Source organism: Actinokineospora lacus, from assembly GCF_053813445.1.
The window spans coordinates 62,296-78,445 of sequence record NZ_JBQERA010000016.1 but is presented as its reverse complement, the minus strand read 5'-3'; the positions used below and the strand labels follow the sequence as shown (position 1 = coordinate 78,445).

Below are 16,150 nucleotides of genomic sequence, written 5' to 3'. Positions count from 1 at the left end.
CCCTCCCGCGCCTCGGGCGCAGGGAGGAATGAATGACCGACGTGGCGGAGACCCCGACCGTTCTCGACCGGCTGGTCCAGCTCCTGGACCTGGAGCGCGTCGAGGAGGACATCTACCGCGGCGTGAGCCCGAAGGACTCCCCGGTGCGGGTCTTCGGCGGGCAGGTGGCCGGGCAGGCGCTGGTGGCCGCCGGGCGCACGGTCCCGCCGGAGCGCCCGGTGCACTCGCTGCACGCGTATTTCATCCGCGGCGGCGACCCGACGGTGCCGATCGTCTACCAGGTGGACCGCATCCGCGACGGGCGCTCGTTCACCACCCGGCGGGTGGTCGCGGTCCAGCACGGCAAGCCGATCTTCGCACTGTCGGCGTCGTTCCAGCGGGTGGAGGCGGGGCTGGAGCACGCCGAGGCGATGCCGGAGGTGCCCGACCCCGAGTCGCTGCCGACCTACCACGAGCTGATGAGCCCCGAGCTGCGGGAGAAGTTCGGCCCGTGGGCGCAGCGGCCCCGGCCCATCGACGTGCGCTACGTGTCCGAGCCCGCCTGGGTGTCCCGGGAGAACGGCCCGCGCGACGCCCGCAACCAGGTGTGGATGCGCGCCGACGGCCTGCTGCCCGACAACCCGCTGACCCACGTCTGCGTGCTCGCCTACGCCTCGGACATGACGCTGCTCGACGCCGTCCTCGCCCGCCACGGCGTCTACTGGGGCGTGGACAACGTCCTGGGCGCCAGCCTGGACCACGCCATGTGGTTCCACCGCCCGTTCCGCGCCGACGAGTGGGTGCTCTACGACTGCGCCTCGCCGAGCGCGTCGGGCGGGCGCGGCCTGGCCACCGGCCGGTTCTTCTCCCGCACGGGCGAGCTGATCGCCACCGTCGTCCAGGAGGGAATGGTCCGCGTCCTCTCCGAATCGGGTCCTGAGTGATCGGGGTACTGAAATGACCGGGTCCTGAATGACCGGTCGGGACTGACACCGTCCTATAAGGGCAATACGAAACCCTATGAGGGCAATACGAAACAGGGCCGGAACCGTCGGGGTGGTTCCGGCCCTGTTCGTGTGTCGGGCGCGGGCACCTGAGTGCTCGATCGTCCGACGCGGGGCACGGGCGGGAGGGGGGTGGGAGTGGCCCGAGCCCCGGGCTTTTCAGGTGCGGTACGGCTGGAAGGTGTCGAACGGCTGGGTGCGGATGCCCTCGAAGTCGGCGGAGTCCGTGGTGTCCTCGGTGGCCAGCAGGCACAGGTGGGCGGTCAGGTAGGCCCGGCAGGGCGCGGGGGCGCGGGTGAACAGCCGGGTGCGGCAGGTGGGGCAGCGGCCGTCGAGGTCGGGGCGGTGGTCGTCGAGCAGGGCGCGCAGGGCGGCGACGACCCTGGGCAGTTCCACCCTGGCCAGGGTGGGGTCGCCGGTGGCGGCGCGGCGGTCGAGGTCGCTGAGGTGGCCGTGCAGTGACGCTTCCAGATGTCCGAACAGCGTTTCGCGCACCGCCGACTCCTCCTGCCCGTTGTGGACGCCGGTTCGACGGGGCTCAAGTGGACACCCCGGACTGCCGATGACACTGCTGGTCGGGGTGTTCGGCACCGGTGCTCCTGCTCGGTCCGGGGAACAATGAGCAGCCTGCGCTCTGCCACCGGCATTCTGCAAGTTGCACCACTCGATTGGGTGACAACCGTAGCGGTGACGTGAACTTCTCACCGACTATGCCCGGGAGCCGGAGGAGCGTCCCTTGTGTGTGTCCGGATCACAGTCGAGACTGGCGACCGAAGGCAACCCGCGCACCCCTTTGTGCGCCTTGGTCGTTAGGCGGGCAGAAACGAGGTGACGAACGTGGCGCGTGGTCACAGCCCCACCGTGCGCAGGCGCAGGTTGGCCAGCGAGCTGCGGCGGTTCCGCGAGGCGGCCAACCTGACCATCGACGAGGTCGGCGAGAAGCTGGAGTGCTCGGCCTCGAAGATCAGTCGCATCGAGACCGGCCACGTCGGTGTCACCCCCCGCGACGTGCGGGACATGTCCGAGCTGTACGGCATCGACGAGGACCGCCGCGAGGCCCTGGTGCAGCTGGCCCGCGAGGCCCGCCAGAAGGGCTGGTGGCACACCTACACCGAGGTCTTCACCGGCTCGTTCGTCGGGCTGGAGGCCGAGGCCGCGTCGCTGCGCGCCCACCAGGCCCTGCTCGTGCCCGGCCTGCTGCAGACCGAGGAGTACACCCGCGCGGTCATCAGGGCGATACGGCCCGACGCGGGCGATGCCGAGATCGACAAGCGGGTGCGCGGGCGGCTGGCCCGCCAGCGGCTGCTCACCGACCCCCACCCGCCGGAGTACTGGGCGGTCGTCGACGAGGCGGTGCTGCACCGCGCGGTCGGCGGCCCGGAGGTCATGCGCGCCCAGCTGCTGCGCCTGGCCGAGGCGGCGGCCCTGCCGCACGTGACGCTGCAAGTGGTGCCCTTCGCCACCGGCGCGCACGCGGGCATGGAAGCCCCGTTCCTGATCCTGGGCTTCCCCGAGCCCGCGGACCCGGACGTGGTCTACGTGGAGAGCACCAGCTCGGGTGTTTACCTGGAACAGGCCACCGACGTGCACCGCTACACGCTGATGTTCGACCATCTGCGGGCCGCGGCGCTCAAACCCGACGACACCGTCGACCTCGTCCGGCGGGCAGCCGACCGGTTTGCCCCGTGATCCGAAACCGAAAGGAGTGGGGCGTGACCGCAGATATGGCACGTGCCCAATGGCGCAAGAGCAGCCGCAGCGGAGCGGGCAACGACTGCGTGGAGTTGCTGGTCGATCCGTCCGGCGCCGCCATCCGTGACTCCAAGAACGCCGCGCACGGCCACCTGTCGCTCGCGGCGGGCCCGTGGCAGGGCTTCCTCGGCGCGGTGAAGGACGACCGGCTGGCGCACTGACCGCGGACGGCCCCTTACCCAGGGCTGAGGCACCCCTCGGCACACCTGAGTAAGGGGTCGTCCGCCGTTTCCGACGTGTTCCCCCACTGTCGAGGCCCCACCCTCAGCGGCACCGTCGTCGGTACCAGAGAGACCGACGAGGGAGCCGACGTGAACTACGGGATGAACGAGATCAAGGCCGAGGTCGAGTACCGCCGCTACGGCACCGCGGACCGCGGCGCGCGCAAGCACCTCGACCAGCTGCGGGGGCGCCCGACGTGGTGGGGCCGGGTACGGGCGCGGGGAGGTCGGCGGCTCGACTGAGGTGTGCGACCATGCCGACCATGCCGCGCCTCGGTTCCGGAATACCCCTGGTGGCCCGTGGCCGCGAACTGCGCTCGCTGCGGGCCGCCTACACCGCGGCGGCGGGCGGCAAGGCCACGGCCGTCCTGCTCTCCGGCGACGCGGGCGTCGGCAAGACCAGGATGGCCGAGGAGCTGGCCCGCCTGGCCCGCGCGGACGGCGCCGTGGTGCTGACCGGGCGGTGCCTGGACTCCGGGGAGACCGGGCTGCCGTACCTGCCGGTCGTGGAGGCGCTGGGGGCGGTCCGCGAGCGCGCGGCGACCCGGGTCGCGCTGGGCAGGCTGTTCGGCGACTCCGTCGAGCCGGGACTGCCCGACGCCGGCCTGTCCACCGGGGTGAGCGCGGCGGTCGGCGGTCCGCGCGCCGAACAGGACATCGGCCAGTTGCAGCTGTTCGACGCCGTGCACGCGCTGCTGGCCGAGCTGGCCGCCGAGGCGCCGGTGGTGCTGGTCCTCGAAGACCTGCACTGGGCCGACGCCTCGACCCGGCGGCTGCTGACCTTCCTGCTGAGCCGCCTGCGCACCCAGCCGCTGATGGTGCTGGGCACCTACCGCGGCGAGGACCTGCACCGCCGCCACCCGCTGCGGCCGCTGCTGGCCGAGCTGCTGCGCCTGCCCGCCGTCGAGCGCCTGGACATGGCCGCGTTCAGCCGGGCGGACGCGCGCGCCTTCGTCGGCGCGCTGGCCGAGGGCGGGCTGGGCGAGGCCGCGGTGCGCGAGCTGGCCGACCGCTCCGACGGCAACGCCTTCTTCGCCGAGGAACTGCTGGCCGCCTACACCGACTGCGCCGACCGGGCCGACGCGCTGCCCGCGACCCTGGTCGACGTCCTGCTGGCCCGCATCGAGCGGCTGGGGCCCGCCGCGCAGAACGTCGTGCGCCTGGCCTCGGTGGCCGGTCGGCGGGTGCCCGACGCGCGGCTGCGCGCGGTGGCCGAGATGGCCGAGGCCGACCTGGAGACGGCGCTGCGCGAGGCCGTGCAGCACTACGTGCTCGTGCCGGAGGACGGCGACCTCTACACCTTCCGCCACGCCCTGCTGCGCGAGGCGGTGTACCACGATCTGCTGCCGGGAGAACGGGTCCGGCTGCACGCGGCGTACGCCAGGGAGCTGGCGGGCCGGGCGGGCGAGCGCGGCGCGGCGGCGGCGCTGGCCCACCACAGCATGGAGAGCCACGCGCTGACGGCGACGCTGCGCGCCTCGGTCGAGGCGGCCGCGGAGGCCGAGCGCCTCGGCGCGCCCGCGGAGGCGCTGGAGCACCTCGAGCGGGCGCTGAAGGTGTGGGCGGCGGTCCCGGCGGGCGAGCGGCCCGAGCCGGACAACAGCACGCTGCTGGAGCGGGCGTCGTGGGTGGCGGGCACGTCGGGGGAGCCGGAGCGGGCGATCGCCTACGCCCGCTCGGCGGTCGGCTGCGTCGACCCCGCGGCCGACCCGGAGAAGGCCGCGCACATCCGGCGCAGGCTCGCGCAGGCGCTCTACGCCGTCGACGGCCGCGAGCTGGAGGCGCGGGCGGTCATCGAGGAGGCGCTGGGGCTGGTCAGGGACCGGCCGTGCACGGCGGTGACGGCGTGGGTGTACGCCGCCTACGCCACGATCCTGCGCGGGCTGGGCCGCCCCGAGGAGTCCGCCGCGCACGCGCGGGAGGCCGTGGCCCAGGCGCGGGTGGCAGGCGCGGGCGCCCCGGAGGCCGACGCCCTGATCACCCTGGCGATGCTCGACGAGACCAGCGGCGAGACCGCCGCGTCCCGCGAGCGCCTGCGCGCGGCGATGGACCTGGCGACCCGCGTCGGCGCGCCCACGGTGGAGGTTCGCGCCCGGTTCACCCTCGCGCTGAACCAGTACGAGCACGGGGACCTGCACGACGCCGGTCTCACCCTGGACGAAGGCGTGGCCAGGGCCTATGAGCGCGGGCTTTCCTGGAGCACGTACGGGTTGGAGCTGCGGGCCCTGCAGCTAACCACCCGCTACGCCTCGGGCGAGTGGGACCTCGCCGAGTCGGCCGTCGAGCCCGGCCACCGGGTGTCCCACGTGGTCTGGGGACGGCTGACCATGCTGGGCGCCCTCATCGCCGTGGGGCGCGGGCGCTTCGCCGAGGCCGACCGCGTCCTCGCCGAGTTCCGCACCGAAGACCACCGGGAGAGCCCGACCCCGCTCGTCGCGGGCATCCTGGCCACCGAACTGGCGCAGTGGCGGGGCAGGCCCGATCGCGCCATCGAGCACCTGCGCGCGACCCTGGACTGGTGCGACCGGATGCACTGGGACATGGTCGGCATCCGCCTCGCCGCCCTCGGCATCGCCGCGGGCGCCGACCTCGCCCACGCCGCGGCCACCCGCCGCGACGAGGACGCCACCCGCGTCGCCCGCGCCGAGGGCGCGCGCCTGCTGAAGCTGGCCCGCACCACCGCCGTGGACGGCGCCCCGCGCACCGGCGCCCTGGGGCCCGAGGGGCAGGCCTGGCTGGCCCGCGCCGAGGCCGAGCACTCCCGCCTGGGCGGGGAGTCCGACCCGGCCCTGTGGGAACGCGCGGTGTCGGCGTTCTCCTATGGCGCGGTGTACGAGCAGGCCCTGTGCCGCTGGCGGCTGGCCGAGGCCCTGCTGGCGGCCGACGACCGCGCCGCCGCCGCCACCGAACTGCGCCTCGCCGACGCGACGGCGAACTCCCTGGGCGCCAAGCCGTTGCGGGAAGCCCTGCGCCGCATCGCCCGCCGCGCACGGATTCCGCTGGACCCGGACGCGACGCCGCGGGACCGGATCGACCTGTTCACCCCGAGGGAGCGGGCGGTGCTGGCGCTGGTGGCGCAGGGGCGCACCAACCGGCAGGTGGGCGATGAGCTGTTCATCAGCGAGAAGACGGTGAGTGTCCACTTGAGCCGGATCATGGCCAAGCTGGGCGCGAGCCGCCGCGCCGAGGCGGTGGCGGTGGCCTACGACCGCGGCCTGCTGGACAGGGCGGACCAGTAGCCACCCCGGTGCCTTCGCGCCGGAGTGGCCACTGGGTGATCAGGTGATCAGGCCCGGTAGGCCGTCCACATGTCGCTCATGCGCTGGCTCTGGCCGGGGGAGAACTGGTTGTAGCAGGAGTCGTAGGAGTAGTCCATGTAGTTGTGGATGGGGTCCACACCGGACAGCGCGCAGGAGTCGCGGCCCTCGGGGCAGCCCTCGGTCGGGCTCGACTGGGCCGGGGTGTCGGCGACCTCGTCGTTCCTGGCTTTGCAGCCGCCCTGGAAGGTGTGGTACAGACCGAGCCAGTGGCCCGCCTCGTGGGTCGCGGTCTCGCCGAGGTCGTAGTTGGCGATGCCGCCGCCGGGCAGGGAGTCCCAGTGCACGCGGATGCCGTCGACCTTGTCGTTGCCGCTCCACGGGAACGTGGCGATTCCCAGGTAGTCGAAGTCGACCAGCCAGATGTTGAGGGCGTTCATGCCGCCCTGGCGCGTCGCGGCGCGGTAGGTGCTGCTCTGCTGGTCCTTGTGCCAGCGGGCGTCGTAGAAGCGGTCGACCCCGGCCAGGGTGAAGGTGAAGCCGGTGTCGGCCGCCTGCGCGGACTCCCCGCCGGAGAAGGTCTTGTTCAGCACCGCGATCTGCTGGGTGATCTGCTGGTCGGTGACGTTGCCCTCGCCGTTGGCGCCCGCCATCACGTGGACGTACACCGGCACGGTCGCCGCGGCCAGCGCGCCCGGCGGGACGTGGTAGCCGCGGGATCGCTTCTCCCGCAACAGGGACTTGGTCCGCTCCTCGACTCTGGCGACGTCCGCGGCGGACATGGGCTCGTGATCCAGCGGCCTGCCGCCGCGGGCCGCTGCGGGCGCCTCGACGCACGCGGCGGCCAGGGGACTGGGGGACAGCGCGGACGACGCGGTGGAGGCGAACGGAGTGATGGCGAGCGCGACCGCGGACATGGTCGCGATGCCTGCTGCTCGGAACGCGCGGGATCGGCCCATCGCCTTCTCCTCACGATGTGGGGACGGGGCCACGAACCTATGCACCGAAAGATGTGCAAGGGAAGATCCGGCTATCCGTGGATTTTCCCAGTTAACGGGGGATTCGCTTGAGGGCTTTGAGGCCCAGGGTCATCCCCTTGGTCCACAGCGCCGTCGGGATGGCGCGCGTGGGCCGCAGCGGCACGACCCGCTGGGCGGCGATCGTCTGCGACTCGGTGTACTTCAGCAGGCCCTCGGCGCCGTTGCGCCGTCCGACGCCGGACTCCCCCATGCCGCCCATCGGCGCGTCCAGGCTGCCGAACGAGGCGCCGAAGCCGTCGTTGACGTTGACCGTGCCCGCGTGGATGCGCGCGGCCAGGCGCTCACCGGCGCGCCGGTCGCGGGTCCAGACGCTGGCGTTGAGGCCGTAGCGGGTGTCGTTGGCGCGGGCGAGGGCGTCCTCGACGTCGGTGTAGCCGTAGACCGAGACGACCGGGCCGAAGGTCTCCTCGGCGTAGAGGGTCATGCCCTCGCGGACGCCGGTCAGGATCGTCGGCTCGTAGAACAGCGGGCCGAGGTCGGGGCGCGGCTTGCCGCCCGCGAGCACGGTGGCGCCCTTGGCGCGGGCGTCCTCGACGTGCGCGGTGATCGTCGCCAGCTGCTCGGCGGAGGTCAGCGAGCCCATGTCGGCGCTGTAGTCCAGGGCTGAGCCCAGCCTGACCGCCCTGGTCCGGTCGGCGAACGCCCGCACGAACGACTCCCGCACGCTCTCGTGGACGTAGATCCGCTCGACGGACACGCACAGCTGCCCGGCTGAGGAGAAGCACGCGGTGACCGCGCCCGCCGCCGTGCGGTCGATGTCGGCGTCGGGCAGCACGATCATCGGGTTCTTGCCGCCGAGCTCCATCGAGTAGCTCGTCAGCAGGGCGGCGGCCTTGGCGGCCAGGCCCTTGCCGGTCTCGGTCGACCCGGTGAACCCGAGGTAGTCGGCCTCCTCGATCAGCGCGGCGCCGATCGCGGACCCGCGCCCGAGCGCGATCTGCCAGACGTGCTCGGGCAGCCCGGCCTCGGCGGCGAGCTCGTGCAGCCACAGCGCGGTCAGCGCCGTCTGGTTGTCCGGCTTCTGCACCAGTGCGTTGCCTGCGACCAGCGCGGGGATGGCGTCGAGCCCGGTCAGCGCCAGCGGGTAGTTCCACGGCGAGATCATCGCGACGACGCCCTTGGGGTGGCGCACCTCGGTGGTGCGGGTGAACACCGGCAGGGCGCCCGCCTTGCGCCGCGGCGCGAGCAGCTTGGCCGCCTTGCGGCCGTAGTAGGCGGCCGTGATCGCGGTGACGGCCACCTCGTCGTAGGCGTCCAGCCGCGACTTGCCGGTCTCGACCTGCATCAGGTCCAGCGCCTCGTCCTGGCGCGCCAGGACCAGGTCGTGCAGCCGCAGCATGACCCGGGCCCGCTCGCCGACCGGCGTCGCCGCCCACTCCCGCTGGGCGACCCTGGCCCGCGCGAACGCCCGCCGCACGTCCGGGTCATCGATCTGCGGCAACGCCACGATCGGCGCCCCGGTGAACGGCGCGACCATCTCCACGGTCGCGGGCACCGCCGCGCTGAGCGCGCGCGCGACCAGCTCCGCGGCCCGCTCTGCCGATGGCGCCCCCGGCACGGCCCCCAGGGTCACGGTCATGGGCACTCCTTGGGTCGGAGGGGTGAGCGCCCATGTTACTTCCGGGTAATAGCTAGTGCGCGGTGGCGGGGACCACACCCGGCTCCCGCGCGCCCGCGCCGACGGCCAGCTCCACCCGGACCATGCCGTCCTCCCTGCGGACGGTGACCGGCAGACCGGACGCGGTGGCCGCGCGCTCGAACCCGGCCTCCGACGACAAGCACCAGGCGACCAGCCGCTCGTGCCCGGCCGCCCTGGCGATCGCGCCCAGGCGGGTGATCAGCGCGGCGCCCAGGCCCTGGCCCTGCCAGGAGTCCTCGACCAGCACCGAGATCTCCGCCTCCGCCGGGTCGTTCGTGCGGATCACCTGCGCCATCCCGATCACCGTCGACCCGCACACCGCCAGCAGCGTCCGGCCGCGCGGGGGCTGGAGCAGGCGGTGCAGCCAGCGGCGCGGCAGGGTGCGCACCCCCGCGTGGTACCGGGTGAACAGCGTCTGCGCCGAGCACCGCGAGTGCAAGTCCACCACGGCCGCCGAGTCCGCGGGCGTGCCCTGCCGCAGGACGACACCCGCCCCGGAACGGGTGAGCACGGCCGAGGGCCCGGCCGCGGCGGCGTCACCCGCGACCAGCAATTCCCCGAAGGCGGCCACCCTGGCCAGCTCCACCTCCGTGAACGGCGCCCAGCCACGACGGGCCTCCAGCACCGTGCCGTCCGGCAGGCGCAGCCGCACGCGGGCCCCTGCTTCCGCGCCGCCTGCCGTCGGTTCCGCGCTGCCGGGCAGGCGGGACCACGCGCCGGAGGCCGGTTCCACGCCGCCCGGCTCTGGTTTCTTGTCGTCGGCCTGGTGCGGCCGTACGTGGGACCTTGGTTCCGCGCTGTCGACCTCAGGTTCTGGGCTGCCGGGCGGGCGCGACCGCGTACCGGGTACCGGTTCCACACCGCCGGGCTCCGGTTCCGTGCCGCCGAACTGGTGCGGGTGTGTGCCGGACTCCGGGGTCGTGCCGGTGACGGCCACCACCGAGTCCGCGCCCAGCAGGGTGCGGACCGCGTCGGCGGTGGCGATGGGGTCGCGGAGGGCGGCCGCGGCGGCGCGCAGGGCCGAGGTGGTGCCGTCGACCAGGTGCCGGACGTCGGCGCGGGTGATGCCCACGCGGTGGCCGCCCTCGGCGCGGATCTCCTCGATCAGCGTGGCCGGGGCCACCCCCGGCGGGGTGCTCACCACGATCTCGTCGACCACGCCGCCGGGGACCGGCAGGACCGCGAGGCCGAGGACGTTGCAGTCGCGGGCGGCCAGCCGGGTGGCGACCCTGGCCAGGGCGCCGGGACGGTCGTCGAGGCGCACGCGCAGCCGCCACGTCGTGGGTGTGGTGTCCATGGCGCCCAGCGTGCCCGCGCACTGTTGCCGCGCGGGGGCAGGCGGGTTTCGGTTCTGTGATGAGCGTGAGTGCACCTAGTGCTGCCCGTTGGTACATCGCCGCCCGTGCCCGGAGTTCCTACCGTCGTGACATGGTCGGGTTCCGCTATCGGCTGCCGAGCGCGCCGGTGGCCCGCACGTCCGTCGACATAGGACAGATCGAGGTCCGGGTCGCGCTCACCCTCCTCGGCGACGTCGACGTGCGCGGGGCTGGCAGGCAGCCCTGCCTGACCGCGGTCCGCGAACTCGGCGCCGGGGTGATGGTGGGCGGGATCGGCGGGACGCGCCCCCGCATCACCGCGGGCGCGGGCCACCGGTTCACCCAGACGGCCCGCTCCTTCCGGGTGCCGGACACCGCCGTCACGGCGGGGGAGTGCGTGGTGGACTTCGCCCACGCCGCGGTGTCGGTCACCGGCACCCTGCGCTACCGCCTCACCGTCTCCGCCCGCCCCCGCCTCGACGTCGGGATACCGGCCTGGGACGGCGCCCGAGCCTGGCTGCTGCGCCACGACCAGGAACTCTCGGCGATCGGCATGGTCGTCCTCGCCGCCGTCCCCATCCCCCCGGACCGGCTGATCGCCTGCTAGCCACCGGCAGGGGGTCGGGTTCGGTCGCGCGGACCGGCCGGTTCGCCTGCTGCTATCCGGTCCGGTCGGCGGCTGTCGGGTCGGCCGGACCGACGGCGGCGATGAGGTCCGCCACGCGGTGGTGGGCTTCCAGCGGGTGGCGCAGGTGCCCTTCCGGGTTGATGCTGTAGTGGTTCTGCCGCCCCACTTTGGTGCGCTCGACGTATCCGCTCTCGATCAGGTCGTGCAGGATGAGCTGGACCGCTCGGGTCGTCACCCCCACCCGCTCGGCGATGGCGGGCAGGGTGAGCCGCGGGTCGGTGGCCAGGCAGAGCAGCACGTGGGCGTGGTTGGTCAGGAATGTCCACGACCTGGCCCTCGTCCCCGGCGCGCGGGCTGGTTCGGTCGGGGGCTCTGGCCGCATCGTTCGACCATAGGCGACCTCGCTCGGTGGTCACCACCGGCGTGCGGTGGGACCGTGTGGTGTTGACAGACGAACTGCAGTTCGTCATTCTGGGGGTGCGGAGGGGAGTACCCAACCAGTCCGGGGTCGTCACTACGGCAGCTGAGGTGAGCTGCCCGGTCCTGGCACCACCACGTGCGATCCGGCACGGGTGGTCGGGGAGACCTCCGGTTCACGTGACGTGACCGGAGGTGCTGTCGTGGCTGTTCCCCTGTGGGCGTGGTTTGCCGTCTTGGCCGTGATCCTGGCGATGCTCGCTGTCGACCTGTTCGCGCACCGGCGCGCGCACGTGGTCGGGGTGCGGGAGGCCGCGGTGTGGTCGGCGGTGTGGATCGCGTTCGGGATCGGGTTCGGCGCTGTCGTGTGGTGGACGTGGGGCGCGGAGTTCGCGGGCCAGTACTTCGCGGGCTACGTGATCGAGAAGTCCCTGGCCGTGGACAACGTGTTCGTCTTCGCGATCATCTTCGGCTACTTCGCCGTCCCGAGGGAGTACCAGCACCGCGTGCTGTTCTACGGGGTCCTCGGGGCGCTGGTGTTCCGCGCCGCCTTCATCGCCGTGGGGTCCGCCCTGATCGCCAGTTTCGCCTGGGTGCTCTACGTGTTCGGCGCGTTCCTGGTCGCCACCGGCGTCAAGATGGCCCGCCACCGCGACGAGACCATCGACTCCGAGCGCAGCGTGGTGCTGCGCCTCTTCCGCAGGGTCATGCCCACCACCGACAAGTACCACGGGAACAGGTTCCTGATCCGCGTGGCGGGCCGCTGGGTGGCGACCCCGCTGCTGTCGGTGCTGGTCCTGGTCGAGGTCACCGACATCGTCTTCGCCGTGGACTCCATCCCCGCCATCTTCGCCGTCACCCAGAAGCCCTTCCTCGTCTTCACCTCCAACGCCTTCGCCATCCTCGGCCTGCGCGCCATGTACTTCCTGCTGGCCGACCTGATCCACCGCTTCGTCTACCTCAAGCTCGGCCTCGCACTCGTCCTGGTCTGGGTCGGTGTCAAGATGCTCCTGCTGGAGGTCTACAAAATCCCCACCGGCATCTCCCTCGCCGTCGTCGCCGCCATCCTCGTCACAGCGGTCACGGCCAGCCTTATCCGCACCCGCGGCGTCGAAGCGCGGGCGAGTCACCGGACGAGCACGTGACGAGGACCGCCGGTGTCCCGTCGCCGCGCGCCTGCTAGCCGCCGATCATGACCGTGCCCGTGGCGATGATGGAGCCCGTGGGGGCGGGGGCGGGGTCGTTGCAGGTGGTGGCGGTGTCGCCGTTGCGGGCGGCGGGTTTGTTGTTGATCAGCACCGTTGAGCTGCCCTTGGCCACCGTGCCCTGGTTCGTCGGGGGGACCTGGAAGGTCGACGGGGGCGGCACGATGTGGGGTGGGAGGTTGGTCGCCGTGCTGCCGACGACCGCAGCGGGGGCGCCGCCGATGAAGACGTCGGGGCTGCAGCCGCCGGTGATGGTGCCCGTGAAGGGCAGCGGGGTCGGGGTGGGCACCGGGCCGCCGGGGGAGGGGACCATGACGACGTGGGTGTCGGTGCCGACGACCTTGTCGCCCATCTTCGCCGCGAAGCTCACGTTCGCACCCAGCGCTTGCCGCCCGAAGGGGCCAGCGGGCCCGGCACGCCCTGGGCCGAGCGCAGTGCCATCTTCTCGGCGGGCGGGGCGATGGCGGTGTCCTCGGGCGGCAGGTACGCCGCGCCGACGGTGAGCACGAACGCCGCCCTGGCGGGCATTCCCAGGCTGCTCCACAGGTCGCCGGGGCCGTCGTCGGCGACCGCGAGCACCACCGGCTCGCCGGAGGCGGCCAGTTCGCCGTCGAGGCAGTCCGGGGGGACGGTGTCGGCGAACAGGACCGTGCGCAGGGCGAGGTCGAGCAGGGTGTGCTCGTCGCCGACCTTGGGGGCGCGGGCGGTGACCAGGTAGGACAGGGTGCACCGGCGCACGGGGGCGCGCCGGGACCGGACCGCGCCGCGCTCGTCGCGCACGTCGTCCCAGCCGGACTCGCGCCCGCGCGGGTCGTTGTGCAGGCCGAAGAGGAACAGGTCGATGGCCGCCGACGGGCGCTCGGTCTGCCAGGTCGGCTTGGGCGGGTCCAGCCGCACCGCAGTGCCCTCCGGCAGCGCGCGGCCGAACAGCACGCACAGCGCGTCGTCCACCTCGGTGATCACACCGGCCACTCTCCTCCGCGCGGCGGGGCGGTCCCACGGTCGCCCGCCCGTCCTATCGGCGCGACCGGCCCGCCCGAAGGGGCGGACCTGGCTGCCCTCGCCCACGCCCCGCGGCGACTGCGCCGGACGGGCCGCCCACTCCAAGCTCGGAAGCCGGGAACGACCGCACAGTGAGGGAGACCAGTCGACATGGCCAGCAGCTACCTCGCGCCCGGCGTGTACATGGAGGAGGTCTCCTCCGGTTCGCGGCCCATCGAGGCCGTGGGCACCGCGGTCGCCGCGTTCGTCGGGTTCGCCGAGCGCGGCCCGCTGCACGAGCCGGTGCTCGTGACGAACTGGACGCAGTTCAAGACCACCTTCGGCGACTTCGTGCCGGGCTGCTACCTGGCCCACGCGGTGTACGGGTACTTCCAGAACGGCGGCGGCGTGGCCTACGTCGTGCGGGTCGGGGCGTCCCCGACCGGCGCCGAGGGCAACGGCCAGGCGCCGACCTCGCGGGCCGAGCTGCCCGGGGCTGAGGGCCGCCCGGGGCTGACCGTGTCCGCCCGCTCCGCCGAGGACACCGACCTGGCCGTCGAGATCGCCCCTGACGGCGAGGACACCTTCACGCTCGTGGTCAAGAAGTCCGGCCAACCGGTGGAGACCTTCGAGGGCGTCACCGCCAAGCGCGGCCAGAACCACGTGGCCACCGTCGTGCAGCAGAAGTCCAAGCTGATCACCGTCGAGGAGGTCAAGGGCAAGGCGCTGGCGGTGCCGTCGGCGGGGGAGACCGCGCTGGCCCCGCCCGCGGACGCCAACCTGCCCGCCAAGATCGACTCCGGGGAGTACGTCGGCAACGCCGCCGACCGCACCGGGTTCGCCGGGCTGGAGGCCATCGACGAGATCACCATGCTCTGCGTGCCCGACCTCATGGCCGCCCACCAGGCGGGCGCGCTCTCCGACGAGGACGTCAAGGCCGTGCAGCTGGCGATGATCGCCCACTGCGAGCTGATGGCCGACCGGGTGGCCATTCTGGACACCCCGCCCGGCCTGAAGGCCCAGCAGGTCAAGGACTGGCGGCAGGACTTCGCAGGCTACGACTCCAAGTACGCCGCCCTGTACTGGCCGTGGATCAAGGTCGCCGACCCGGTCGCGGGCAAGCAGGTCCACGTCCCGCCCAGCGGCCACATGGCGGGCATCTGGGCCCGCAACGACTCCTCCCGCGGGGTGCACAAGGCCCCGGCCAACGAGGTCGTGCGCGGCGCGGTCACCCTGGAGCTCACCATCACCAAGGGCGAGCACGACCTGCTCAACCCGATCGCGGTGAACTGCATCCGGTCCTTCCGCGGCCAGGGCATCCGGGTGTGGGGCGCGCGCACGCTCTCCAGCGACCCGGAATGGCGCTACCTCAACGTGCGCAGGCTGTTCAACTACGTGGAGAAGTCGATCCTCCAAGGCACGAACTGGGTGGTGTTCGAGCCCAACGACCCCAAGCTGTGGGACTCGGTCAAGCGCACCGTGACGATGTTCCTGCGCCGGGTCTGGCGCGACGGCGCGCTGTTCGGCAAGTCGCCCGCCGAGGCGTTCTTCGTCAAGTGCGACGCGGAGAACAACCCGCCGGAGAACCGCGACGCGGGAATCCTGACCGTGGAAATCGGCATCGCCCCGGTCAAGCCCGCCGAGTTCGTCGTGTTCCGCATCTCGCAGTTCGCCGAAGGCGCCGGTCTCGAGGAATAAGGAGTCACCATGGCCGCAGGACTTGGTTCCAACCAGCCGAACGACGCGCTGACCGCCGCGCGGTTCTCCATCACCATCGACGGCTACGAGATCGCCTCGTTCTCCGAGTTGCAGGGCATCACCACGGAGGTGGAGCCGGTGGAGCTGATGGAGTCCACCGACAAGGAGGTCGTCCTGAAGAAGCTGCCCGGCAAGACCAAGCCCGCCACGCTGGTCCTCAAGCGGGGCAAGAACGCCAGCATGGAGCTGTGGGCCTGGCACGAGGCGGTGCTCTCCGGGGACATCGTCGCCGCCCGCAAGAGCTGCTCGCTGATCATGTACGGCACCGACGGCAAACCCGTTGCCCGGTACCACCTCGAGCACGCCTGGCCGTCCAAACTGGAGATCGGCGCGCTGAAGGCCGGGTCCAGCGAGGTGCTGATGGAGACGGTCACGATCGTGTCCGAGCGCATCCAGCGCGTGTCGGTGTGACGGCGGCGGTCACCTCGACGGGCCTGCGCACCGAATACCCGTTCACGCTCCCGCGCGGCTACGTCGACGAGCACGGCCGGGTGCACCGCGCGGGCGTCATGCGCCTGGCGACCGCCCGCGACGAGATCACCACGCAGTCCGACCAGCGGGCCCGGTCCAACCCGGCGTACCTGACGGTCCTGCTGCTGGAGCGCACGGTCACCAGCCTGGGTGAGCTGCCCGCGGTGGACACCTTCGTGGTGGAGAACCTCTTCGCCTCGGACATGGCCTTCCTCCAGGACCTCTACCGGCGGATCAACGCCGACGGGCACACCGAGGTCGCCGTCGACTGTCCGCACTGCGGCAAGGGCTTCGCGGTGGACCTCGCCGGTGATGCCCCGGGGGGATCGTGACGTACGCGGCCGACCGACTCTGGGAGGAGGTCGCGTACGTCGCCTACTACCTGCACTGGCCGTTCGACTCGATCCTCGACCTCGAACACCCGGTGCGCACCCGGCTGATCACCGAGATCGGCAACATCCACACCCGCGGCGAGCAGTAGA

At 72.7% G+C, this 16,150-nt stretch carries 18 protein-coding genes; 11 read left to right on the top strand and 7 right to left on the bottom strand.

Annotated elements, in window-relative coordinates; all coding sequences use genetic code 11:
* The first annotated feature begins 32 nt into the window (after nucleotides 1-32).
* Nucleotides 33-923, top strand: a complete 891-nt coding sequence (tesB, locus tag ACTG9Q_RS30155) for an acyl-CoA thioesterase II (protein ID WP_455576330.1) — start codon at nucleotides 33-35, stop codon at nucleotides 921-923.
* Nucleotides 924-1,142: 219 nt separating this feature from the next.
* On the opposite strand, the gene ACTG9Q_RS30150 is transcribed toward tesB, so the two are convergent.
* A complete protein-coding gene (locus ACTG9Q_RS30150) occupies nucleotides 1,143-1,478 on the bottom strand; it encodes a hypothetical protein (protein ID WP_455576329.1) in 336 nt (111 codons plus the stop codon).
* 342 nt (nucleotides 1,479-1,820) lie between these two features.
* On the opposite strand from ACTG9Q_RS30150, the gene ACTG9Q_RS30145 reads away from it, so the two are divergent.
* The 4 genes from ACTG9Q_RS30145 (at nucleotide 1,821) to ACTG9Q_RS30130 (ending at nucleotide 6,195) form a co-directional block, all read left to right on the top strand.
* Nucleotides 1,821-2,672 carry a helix-turn-helix domain-containing protein gene (locus tag ACTG9Q_RS30145; protein WP_455576328.1) on the top strand — a complete coding sequence of 284 codons (852 nt, stop codon included), beginning with the start codon at nucleotides 1,821-1,823 and terminating at the stop codon, nucleotides 2,670-2,672.
* A gap of 23 nt (nucleotides 2,673-2,695) precedes the next feature.
* Nucleotides 2,696-2,896, top strand: coding sequence for a DUF397 domain-containing protein (locus ACTG9Q_RS30140; protein ID WP_455576327.1), 201 nt, complete (start codon nucleotides 2,696-2,698; stop codon nucleotides 2,894-2,896).
* A 150-nt stretch (nucleotides 2,897-3,046) separates the two neighbouring features.
* Nucleotides 3,047-3,199 carry a hypothetical protein gene (locus ACTG9Q_RS30135; protein WP_455576326.1) on the top strand — a complete coding sequence of 51 codons (153 nt, stop codon included), beginning with the start codon at nucleotides 3,047-3,049 and terminating at the stop codon, nucleotides 3,197-3,199.
* Nucleotides 3,200-3,210: 11 nt separating this feature from the next.
* Nucleotides 3,211-6,195: a helix-turn-helix transcriptional regulator gene (locus ACTG9Q_RS30130; protein WP_455576325.1), complete on the top strand. Its 2,985-nt coding sequence runs from the start codon at nucleotides 3,211-3,213 to the stop codon at nucleotides 6,193-6,195.
* Between the two features lie 47 nt (nucleotides 6,196-6,242).
* Here the strand turns inward: ACTG9Q_RS30130 and ACTG9Q_RS30125 are convergent, their stop codons facing one another.
* The 3 genes from ACTG9Q_RS30125 to ACTG9Q_RS30115 all read right to left on the bottom strand — a co-directional run bounded on the left by ACTG9Q_RS30125 (nucleotide 6,243) and on the right by ACTG9Q_RS30115 (nucleotide 10,189).
* Entirely contained in the window at nucleotides 6,243-7,172 is a 930-nt protein-coding gene (locus tag ACTG9Q_RS30125) for a zinc metalloprotease (RefSeq protein ID WP_455576324.1), read from the bottom strand.
* Between the two features lie 91 nt (nucleotides 7,173-7,263).
* Nucleotides 7,264-8,832 (bottom strand): succinic semialdehyde dehydrogenase, encoded by a 1,569-nt coding sequence (locus tag ACTG9Q_RS30120; RefSeq protein WP_455576323.1) that lies wholly within the window; start codon nucleotides 8,830-8,832, stop codon nucleotides 7,264-7,266.
* 52 nt (nucleotides 8,833-8,884) lie between these two features.
* The gene (locus tag ACTG9Q_RS30115; RefSeq protein ID WP_455576322.1) at nucleotides 8,885-10,189 is read right to left on the bottom strand and encodes a GNAT family N-acetyltransferase; all 1,305 of its coding nucleotides are present in this window, start codon (nucleotides 10,187-10,189) and stop codon (nucleotides 8,885-8,887) included.
* Nucleotides 10,190-10,320: 131 nt separating this feature from the next.
* Here ACTG9Q_RS30115 and ACTG9Q_RS30110 point away from each other — a divergent pair, with 131 nt between their 5' ends.
* On the top strand, nucleotides 10,321-10,815 hold the full coding sequence (locus ACTG9Q_RS30110; RefSeq protein WP_455576321.1) for a hypothetical protein: 495 nt from the start codon (nucleotides 10,321-10,323) through the stop codon (nucleotides 10,813-10,815).
* 52 nt (nucleotides 10,816-10,867) lie between these two features.
* Here the strand turns inward: ACTG9Q_RS30110 and ACTG9Q_RS30105 are convergent, their stop codons facing one another.
* Entirely contained in the window at nucleotides 10,868-11,218 is a 351-nt protein-coding gene (locus ACTG9Q_RS30105; protein ID WP_455576320.1) for a helix-turn-helix transcriptional regulator, read from the bottom strand.
* A 238-nt stretch (nucleotides 11,219-11,456) separates the two neighbouring features.
* On the opposite strand from ACTG9Q_RS30105, the gene ACTG9Q_RS30100 reads away from it, so the two are divergent.
* Nucleotides 11,457-12,398, top strand: a complete 942-nt coding sequence (locus tag ACTG9Q_RS30100; protein ID WP_455576319.1) for a TerC family protein — start codon at nucleotides 11,457-11,459, stop codon at nucleotides 12,396-12,398.
* Between the two features lie 34 nt (nucleotides 12,399-12,432).
* On the opposite strand, the gene ACTG9Q_RS30095 is transcribed toward ACTG9Q_RS30100, so the two are convergent.
* The gene (locus ACTG9Q_RS30095; RefSeq protein ID WP_455576318.1) at nucleotides 12,433-12,828 is read right to left on the bottom strand and encodes a PAAR domain-containing protein; all 396 of its coding nucleotides are present in this window, start codon (nucleotides 12,826-12,828) and stop codon (nucleotides 12,433-12,435) included.
* Nucleotides 12,825-13,421 (bottom strand): Pvc16 family protein, encoded by a 597-nt coding sequence (locus ACTG9Q_RS30090; protein WP_455576317.1) that lies wholly within the window; start codon nucleotides 13,419-13,421, stop codon nucleotides 12,825-12,827. The genes ACTG9Q_RS30095 and ACTG9Q_RS30090 overlap by 4 nt, the downstream gene beginning before the upstream one ends.
* Nucleotides 13,422-13,610: 189 nt before the next feature.
* On the opposite strand from ACTG9Q_RS30090, the gene ACTG9Q_RS30085 reads away from it, so the two are divergent.
* The 4 genes from ACTG9Q_RS30085 to ACTG9Q_RS30070 are packed head-to-tail and all read left to right on the top strand — an operon-like array spanning nucleotide 13,611 to nucleotide 16,149.
* Nucleotides 13,611-15,137 (top strand): phage tail sheath family protein, encoded by a 1,527-nt coding sequence (locus tag ACTG9Q_RS30085; protein ID WP_455576316.1) that lies wholly within the window; start codon nucleotides 13,611-13,613, stop codon nucleotides 15,135-15,137.
* 9 nt (nucleotides 15,138-15,146) lie between these two features.
* Nucleotides 15,147-15,608, top strand: coding sequence for a phage tail protein (locus ACTG9Q_RS30080; RefSeq protein ID WP_455576315.1), 462 nt, complete (start codon nucleotides 15,147-15,149; stop codon nucleotides 15,606-15,608).
* Nucleotides 15,605-16,000: a phage tail assembly protein gene (locus ACTG9Q_RS30075; RefSeq protein ID WP_455576314.1), complete on the top strand. Its 396-nt coding sequence runs from the start codon at nucleotides 15,605-15,607 to the stop codon at nucleotides 15,998-16,000. The genes ACTG9Q_RS30080 and ACTG9Q_RS30075 overlap by 4 nt, the downstream gene beginning before the upstream one ends.
* Nucleotides 15,997-16,149 (top strand): DUF6760 family protein, encoded by a 153-nt coding sequence (locus ACTG9Q_RS30070; protein ID WP_455576313.1) that lies wholly within the window; start codon nucleotides 15,997-15,999, stop codon nucleotides 16,147-16,149. The genes ACTG9Q_RS30075 and ACTG9Q_RS30070 overlap by 4 nt, the downstream gene beginning before the upstream one ends.
* Nucleotide 16,150: the final 1 nt, after the last annotated feature.